This is a genomic window from Clostridium boliviensis (assembly GCF_033342255.1).
GTDB lineage: Bacteria > Bacillota > Clostridia > Lachnospirales > Lachnospiraceae > Lacrimispora > Lacrimispora boliviensis.
The window spans coordinates 20,363-28,459 of sequence record NZ_JAWONS010000275.1; the positions used below are offsets into that span (position 1 = coordinate 20,363).

Below are 8,097 nucleotides of genomic sequence, written 5' to 3' on the forward strand. Positions count from 1 at the left end.
CAGGGGTTAATCGCCGCGAAACCAGCGGTATAAAAATATGATAAGACAGGGAAGGGAAGCAAAAATGTTAAACAAGGAGAAAGTGAAATTAGGAATTGCACCAATTGCATGGACCAACGATGATCTTCCGGATCTGGGTAAGGAGAATACCTTCGAGCAGTGCGTCAGTGAAATGGCACTTGCAGGATTTACCGGTTCTGAAGTGGGGAACAAATACCCGAAGGATCCGGAGGTTTTAAAGAAGGCTCTGGAATTAAGAGGGGTGGAGATATGCAACGCATGGTTTTCTACATTCTTAATCAGCAAACCTTACGAAGAGACTGAGACAGAGTTTGAAAAGCATGTGGCTTTCTTAGCTGCCATGGGCGCTAAGGTTGTGGGTGTATCTGAGCAGAGCTACAGCACACAGGGAATTCAGGATCAGCCGGTTTTTGAAGGAAAACATGAGATGGATGACAGAGAATGGGATCTTCTTTGCACCGGCTTAAACCGTCTTGGCAAGCTGTCTAAAGAAAAATACGGGGTGGCATTAACCTTCCACCATCATATGGGAACGGTTGTACAGTCAGTAGCAGAGACAGACCGTATGATGGAACATACAGACCCGGAATACGTAAGTCTGCTTTTTGACAGCGGTCATTTTGCATACTGCGGCGAGAATCCGGTAGAGATGGTAACAAAGCACATCAAACGTATCAAACATGTACATTTAAAGGATATCCGTCCGGAAGTAGTAAAAAAGGTGAGAGAAGAGAAGATGAGCTTCTTAGCTGGCGTCCGTGCAGGCGCATTCACCATTCCTGGAGACGGGTGTGTGGACTTTGATCCGATCTTCAAGGTGCTGGAAGACGCAGCCTATGAGGGTTATATGGTAGTAGAAGCGGAGCAGGATCCGGCTAAGGCAAACCCTCTGGAATATGCAATCCGTGCAAGAAAATTCATTGCTGAAAAAACAGGTCTTTAATTTCAAAGATAAAAGGAGAAGAATATTATGGTAACCGTAGGAATTATCGGAGCAGGCAGAATCGGAAAGGTTCATACCGCAAGCATCTGCAATATTGTTAAGAATGCTACAATTAAGACAATCGCTGACCCATTTATGAATGAGGATACAGCAAACTGGGCAAAAAGCATGGGCGTAACCAATACAACAAAGGATTACAAAGAGATTCTGGCTGATCCGGAGATCGATGCAGTGTTAATCTGCTCCTCCACAAACACGCATTCTCCTATCTCTGTGGAAGCGATTAAGGCCGGCAAGCACGTATTTTGCGAGAAGCCGATTGATCATGACGTTGAGAAAATCAAAGAAGTTATAGATGCATTAAAGGACAGCAAGGTGAAATATCAGGTAGGCTTTAACCGCCGCTTTGACCATAACTTTGAAGCAGTGAGAAATGCTGTTGCAGCAGGAAAAATCGGTGATCCCCATATTATCAAAGTGACTTCCAGAGACCCTGAGCCGCCCAGCGCAGAATATGCGGCTGTATCCGGCGGTATGTTCCTTGACATGACCATACATGATTTTGATATGGTTCGTTACCTGGCTGGCTGCGATGCAGAAGAGATCTATGTACAGTCTGCTGTTTTAGTTGATCCTGCTATAGGTGAAGCTGGTGATGTAGATACTGCGGTAATCACAATCAAGATGGAGAACGGCGCAATTGCAGTGATTGATAATTCCAGAAAAGCGGCTTACGGATATGACCAGAGAGCGGAAGTATTCGGATCTAAGGGTATGGTTGCAACAGCCAATGATACAGAATCCAGCGCAGTATTAAGCACTGCTGATGGTGTGACAGGTGAAAAGCCTCTTTACTTCTTCTTAGAGCGTTATATGCAGTCCTTCGCAAAGGAAGTAAACTGCTTTATCCAGGCCATTGAGAAGGATACAGACACTCCTCTTGGTGTATTAGATGGTTTAAAACCGGTATTAATGGGAATCGCAGCTAAGAAATCTGTGGAAGAGCACAGACCGGTTAAAATTTCTGAGATTACAATGTAAGATAAAGGACCTGCTGGCTGACTGGCAGGTCCTTTTGTAATCTATCTGTGCTGGACTGTAAAGTACAAAAAGTGCATACAAACTATTATGGAAAAAGCAAATACTGCGCTGACGTTTCCGTTTAAACATGTTAAATTAGTAGCATATTTTATAAGATATAGTTCAACATAGAAAAGAGGGATTATGGTGTATCAATTGGAACAGATGGTAATTGGCTGGGTGGAGCGGTATGATCTTGTGTATCAGACCAGCTTGCTTTTTCGAATCATTGCAGCTGGTTTTTCCGGATATTTAATCGGATATGAAAGAAAAAACCGAAATAAAGGGGCAGGTATGAGAACCCATGCCATTGTGGCGATGGGGGCTGCTCTTATGATGGTTGTATCCAAATATGGTTTTCAGGATATTCCTAAATTTGATGCCTCCAGAATTGCAGCCCAGATCGTGTCTGGAATCGGTTTTCTGGGAGCTGGTGTTATTTTTGTTAAGAATAATTCCGTCAGCGGTCTGACTACAGCTGCCGGTATCTGGGCTACAGCAGGAGTGGGAATGGCGATTGGTGCCGGTGCTTATTATCTGGGCTGCGGTTCAGCGTTTCTTTTGGTTATGATACAGGTTCTGCTCCATGACGTACCATTTCTATCAAAGGAGCCGTATCGGTGTATGCTGAAAATCACTACCTCCCATTACGATGCGGTTATAACAGAGTTGTTTCATAAACTCAACGAAGATAAGGTGAAGGTGCTGAATGTAAAAATAGGTAAGTCCAAGGACGGAACCAAGATCGAGCTGGATTTACTTTATCCGGCCGGCTATGAAAAGAATGACCTGGTGATCAGCCTGTCCAATGACAAACGGATTGATTCCATCAATGGATAGATAATAAAAACAAAAAGTGCAATAAATTTCGACAGAAAAACAAAAATAAGGTAGAAGAATCGCGGTAAAAAGAGATATAATCATGAAGTAAGAAAACATAAAAGTAAAGTGAGAAATTATGATAAAGCGTCTTGCTGCAGATTTACACACGCATACAGATGTAAGCAGGCATGGTTACAGTACTGTTTATGAAAATATCACAGCTGCAAAGGCTGCCGGACTTTTAGCGGTAGGAATCAGCAACCACTGTCCGGCTCATCCGGACGGAGCACCGGAGGGGCATTTTAGAAATCTGCGTGTGCTTCCGGAATGGGTGGATGGGGTCCGTATACTCCGCGGAGCAGAACTGAATTTTACAAATTTTGACGGTGAAATTGATTTAAGCCCGGATACCATAGAAAACCGGCTGGATTATACCATAGCCTCTTTTCATGAGGATGTGATCGCGCCGGGAAGCATAAAAGACAATACTAAAGCATATCTTCACGCAGCAGAAAATCCTCTGATAGATATCATCGGACATAGCGGAACTGCCTGCTATGAGTATGATTATGAACGGGTAATACCGGAGTTTGGTAAAAAGGGTAAGCTTGTGGAGATTAACGAAGGGACTTTCCGTGTCAGAAAAAGTTCCGCGCAAAATTGCCGCACCATTGCCAGACTCTGTATGAAATACAGCGTTTCTGTCATTGTCAGCTCAGATGCTCATTTCTGCAGGAGTGTGGGACAGTTCGATGAAGCACTTGCCATGTTGAACAGCCTGAATTTTCCAAAACAACTGGTGGTGAATGCTGATATGGAACAGCTGGAGTCCTGGTTTCTCCGTAAGCGGAGAAGATAATGAAAGAAAAATGCCGGGGTGCAGCTGCGCTCCGGCAGTTGTACGCGGAAAGGGAGCGGATAGAGAATGAAGTATTATATCGGAATAGATTTAGGGGGAACCAATATTGCCGCCGGACTGGTAGGAGAAGACGGAACACTTTTTACCCGCCTGTCTGTGCCCACCAGAAGCGGAAGAAGTGCAGGGGAGATCGTTCAGGATATGGCGGACCTTGCAAAAAAGGCTGCACAGGAGGGGAATGTTTCCTGGGAGGAGATAGAAGCTGTGGGTCTGGGAGTTCCTGGAACAGCCAACAAAGAGACTGGAATAGTGGAATATGCCAATAATCTGGGCTTCTATGATGAACCGTTGGTATCCATGATGGAGAAGGCTCTGCCGGGCAAAAAAATACGTTTTGATAATGATGCCAATGCTGCGGCCTGGGGGGAATATACAGCGGGAAGCGGGAAAGGCGTAAACTCCATGCTGGCTGTGACTCTGGGAACCGGAGTAGGCGGCGGAATCATTCTTGACGGAAAGCTATATGAGGGAATAAATTATGCGGCTGGTGAATTCGGACATTTCACCATTGACCGAAACGGAATTTCATGCAACTGCGGAAGAAAAGGCTGCTTTGAAGCCTATGCTTCTGCCACTGCGCTGATTTCACAGACAAAAGAGGCTATGCTGGATAATCCCCAATCCATTCTCTGGGAGCTTTGCGGCGGAGAGATCGAGCATGTGGAGGGCAAAACACTCTTTGACGGAGTCAGAAGAGAAGATGCTGCTGCGCTTTTCGTATTTGACCGGTACATTGAGTATCTGGCAGCGGGGCTTTTGGATTTAATCAATATATTCCAGCCGGAATTAATCTGCATCGGCGGTGGCATCAGCAAAGCAGGAGATTTGCTTTTGGATCCGTTAAAAAGAATCATAGACCAGGAAGATTATGCAAGAACCTCAAAGCGCAGGACAAGGATTACTGCAGCGGTGTTAGACAATGATGCCGGGCTGATCGGAGCTGCTCTATTAAAATAGAAGAAAAGAGGACAGGAATTATGAAACGGTATATGGGACATCTGATACGTTCCGCAGAAAAGCGGGTGGATCATTTTTTAAGCACACAGGTAACAGACGAGAGAGATCCTTTCTACGGAGGTATGAAACGTGATATTTTAGAGGTCAAACCAACCATCTATGTAATGGCAGATGCAGCATCGGTTTATTTAAATTCTCTAAGCAGGTATTATAAGGATGCTGCTCTTCTTTGTGCCATGGAAGCAGCTGTGACCTTTATTGCAAACTGTCAGAGAGAGGATGGAAGCTTTGATTATCCCTCCTGCAATTTTAAATCCGCACCGGACACCTCCTTTTGCTTTAAACGGCTTATTGCAACCTACCGCCTGTTTTTAAAATATACAAAAGAAGGCGAGCTGGAAAAACTGAAAGACGGTTACCGGTTTATACTGGAAGAATCCTTAAAAGCTCTCCTGACCGGAGGCTTTCACACGCCCAACCACCGCTGGGGAATTACAGCTGCACTGATGCAGGGGGCAAATCTGGTAAAAGAAGAAAATCCGGAGTTTGCCACACAGCTGCTTGCCCGTGCAGACCAGTATCTGGCGGAAGGGATTGACGGCAATGAGGAAGGGGAGTATGCAGAGCGCTCCACCGGCAATTACAATGCAGTGGTAAACAATGCCATGATGGCAATGTATGAGGAAACCGGCGATGAAAGCTATCTGGGATATGTGGAGCGGAACTTAAAAATGATGCTCTTTTACATTGATCCCGACGATACGATCTTCACCCAGAATTCCACCAGACAGGACCAGGGCAAGGCTGATTATCCGGATAAGTATTTTTACCAGTATTTATATATGGCAGCTAAAACAGGAGAGGAAATCTTTGACCGGGCTGCCCATAAGATTATCAAAGACAATATGGAACGGGGCGACATGGCGCCGGAATGCCTGCATATTATAATGCTTCATGATTTTATGGAGCAGTATGAGCTGAAAGGATATGGCTTCTTAGATACGTACCATAAGCATTTTGAAGAAGCAGGTGTAATCAGGGGAAAGACTTTACAGTACGGCTACAGTATCCTCAAAGGAAAAAGTACTTTTCTGTTCTTAAAATTTAAAGAAACACTGGTATACTTAAAAATAGGAGAGAGCTACTGCGATATCCGCAACTTCGTTCCACAGACAATGGAAGAAAAAGATGGAGTCTGCGTATTGACTTCTGTGGCAAAAGGCTGGTATTATCTTCCTTTTAAAGAAAAGCAGAACACAACAGACTGGTGGAAGATGGATCATAAGAAGCGGGATATTCTAAACAGCAGTGAAATCCGCATGACTGTTACACTGAAAGAGCTCTCTGATGGTATGGAAGTATCCGTAAAAGCGGAGGGACTTGACAAAGCCCCTCTTCGTGTGGAAATTTGTATTCCTGCAGGCAGTGTTCTGGAAAATGAGCATTTCCATATGAGAGCAGAAAAAGGCGGAGAGATGGTGCTTCGGGATGGTTTACTCAATCTTCTTCACGGAGACCAGAAACTTCTCATAGGACCGGGCTTTGGAACGCACGAATTCGGCGGACATTACTCAGGAGAAGAGATCAATACCACAGGCTTTACTCTTTATTTCAATGATTATACCCCATATGAAAGAACCTTCTCCATTCGAAATATATAAAAAAGAGAATATCATAAATACAACATTGTTCATAATAGATATATCATATGCCAAAGAAGGCAGTTGCCAGACTTAACAACTGTCTTTTTTACTACCTGCTATATGGGAAATTCATGATTAACATATAAAAACTATAGAAAAATAGGATTAATGTCGAAAAGTGTTGAAAAAAGTAGGTGAACCGGTATATAATGATTTTAACTTTTTCTGATTAAGGACAGATGAGTTTAGGGACATTATGAAAGGAGAAAATTATGAAAAAGAATTTTATGAAAAGTGCGGGCATTCTTTTGGCAGCTGTTATGGTGCTTGGAGGACTTACCGCGTGCGGCGGCAAAGATCCGTCAGCAGAAGGAACCACAGCAGTATCCGGCAGCACAGCAGGTGCCGGCGAGACAACGGCGGATGCGGCGAATCCGTCTGAAGGAGGAGATAGCACCTTTACCTATGCAATCGCAGGAGACCCGGGTGCCAATGTTAATGTAATTACCACCAGTGACCGTTTCGGTCTTATGACGCTCAAGATGATCTATTCTCCGTTATATATGTATAATGCGGATGGAATTAATTATTTCCTGGCAAAGAGCATTGATACTTCCGAAGATAACTTATCTTACACCATGCACTTACGTGATGACGTTAAGTGGTCAGATGGTGAGAAATTTACCGCTGACGACGTTGTTTTCACATTCGAGGCTATGGAGAAGGAAGAGAACGCAGGCTGGGCTTATTCCCAGCTGGTTTATCCGGAAGGTGCGGTAAAGATTGAAAAGGTTGATGATTATACGGTTAAATTAACCATGCCTTTCGTAAATTCCGCAGCAGTGGAGATGTTCTCACAGATTTTCATTATGCCAAAGCATATTTATGAGAATGTAACTAATTTTGAAAATAATGACGTTAATACAAAGCCTGTTGGAACCGGACCTTATGTAATGTCTGAATACTCAGCAGGTTCCTATGTGAAGTTCACAAAGAATGAGAGCTATTTCCTTGGGGCGCCTTCCATTGATAATATTGTATACCGCATTATTGAGAATGAGAATACAGCCATGACAGCCATTCAGAGCGGCGAAGTAGATGCATGGATTGGTACTCCGGCTCAGGTATCACAGATGGATCTGGATTCTGCAAACTTAACTGTATATCCTTATCAGGAAGGCCGCGTAGGATATATGATGATCAACGCAGCACGTGTACAGAATGAGGATTTAAGAAAAGCAATTCTTTATGCGCTGGATAAGAAGGCAATTGCAGATGCTGCTTTGTTAAGCTCTGATAACTATGATCTTCCATGGAGCTTCATGCCTCCTAACAGCAAGTTCTTTACAGAAGATGTAGAAAAATATGAGCAGAACCTTGAAAAATCAAAAGAATATCTTGCAGCTTCCGGAGTAGAGAAACCAGAGCTGACTCTTGGTTACAGCGGATCAGACAGTTTACAGTCCACCTCAGCACTGATGGTTCAGGAGCAGCTTGAAAAAGCAGGATTTAAGGTTACTCTTGCAGGTGTTGATTCCAAGGCTCTCAGCCAGCAGATGAAGGATAAGAACAATTCCTACGATATGTACTTTGGTGGTTATATTATGGGAATTGACCCTGACACTTTCTCCAGCTTATTTGAAACAGGCGCTGCATACAATTATATGTATTATGATCAGCCTGAAATCAATGAGTTGTTTGCACAGGGACGG

7 protein-coding genes are annotated in these 8,097 nt (G+C 43.8%); all 7 read left to right on the forward strand.

All coding sequences use genetic code 11. The features are described 5' to 3' along the window. The first annotated feature begins 64 nt into the window (after nucleotides 1–64). On the forward strand, nucleotides 65–964 hold the full coding sequence (gene iolE, locus RZO55_RS18080; RefSeq protein WP_318065656.1) for a myo-inosose-2 dehydratase: 900 nt from the start codon (nucleotides 65–67) through the stop codon (nucleotides 962–964). Nucleotides 965–991: 27 nt separating this feature from the next. Then, nucleotides 992–2,005 carry an inositol 2-dehydrogenase gene (gene iolG, locus RZO55_RS18085; protein ID WP_318065657.1) on the forward strand — a complete coding sequence of 338 codons (1,014 nt, stop codon included), beginning with the start codon at nucleotides 992–994 and terminating at the stop codon, nucleotides 2,003–2,005. Nucleotides 2,006–2,188: 183 nt separating this feature from the next. After that, complete coding sequence (locus RZO55_RS18090; RefSeq protein WP_336624329.1) at nucleotides 2,189–2,884, forward strand: MgtC/SapB family protein; 696 nt, start codon at nucleotides 2,189–2,191, stop codon at nucleotides 2,882–2,884. Nucleotides 2,885–3,002: 118 nt separating this feature from the next. Further along, complete coding sequence (locus RZO55_RS18095) at nucleotides 3,003–3,725, forward strand: phosphatase (RefSeq protein ID WP_318065658.1); 723 nt, start codon at nucleotides 3,003–3,005, stop codon at nucleotides 3,723–3,725. Between the two features lie 66 nt (nucleotides 3,726–3,791). Continuing rightward, nucleotides 3,792–4,742 carry an ROK family protein gene (locus tag RZO55_RS18100; RefSeq protein WP_318065659.1) on the forward strand — a complete coding sequence of 317 codons (951 nt, stop codon included), beginning with the start codon at nucleotides 3,792–3,794 and terminating at the stop codon, nucleotides 4,740–4,742. Nucleotides 4,743–4,762: 20 nt separating this feature from the next. Next, the gene (locus tag RZO55_RS18105; protein ID WP_318065660.1) at nucleotides 4,763–6,403 is read left to right on the forward strand and encodes a hypothetical protein; all 1,641 of its coding nucleotides are present in this window, start codon (nucleotides 4,763–4,765) and stop codon (nucleotides 6,401–6,403) included. A 254-nt stretch (nucleotides 6,404–6,657) separates the two neighbouring features. Next, nucleotides 6,658–8,097, forward strand: a 1,440-nt coding sequence (locus tag RZO55_RS18110; protein ID WP_318065661.1) for an ABC transporter substrate-binding protein, incomplete at its 3' end; no start/stop codon positions are given.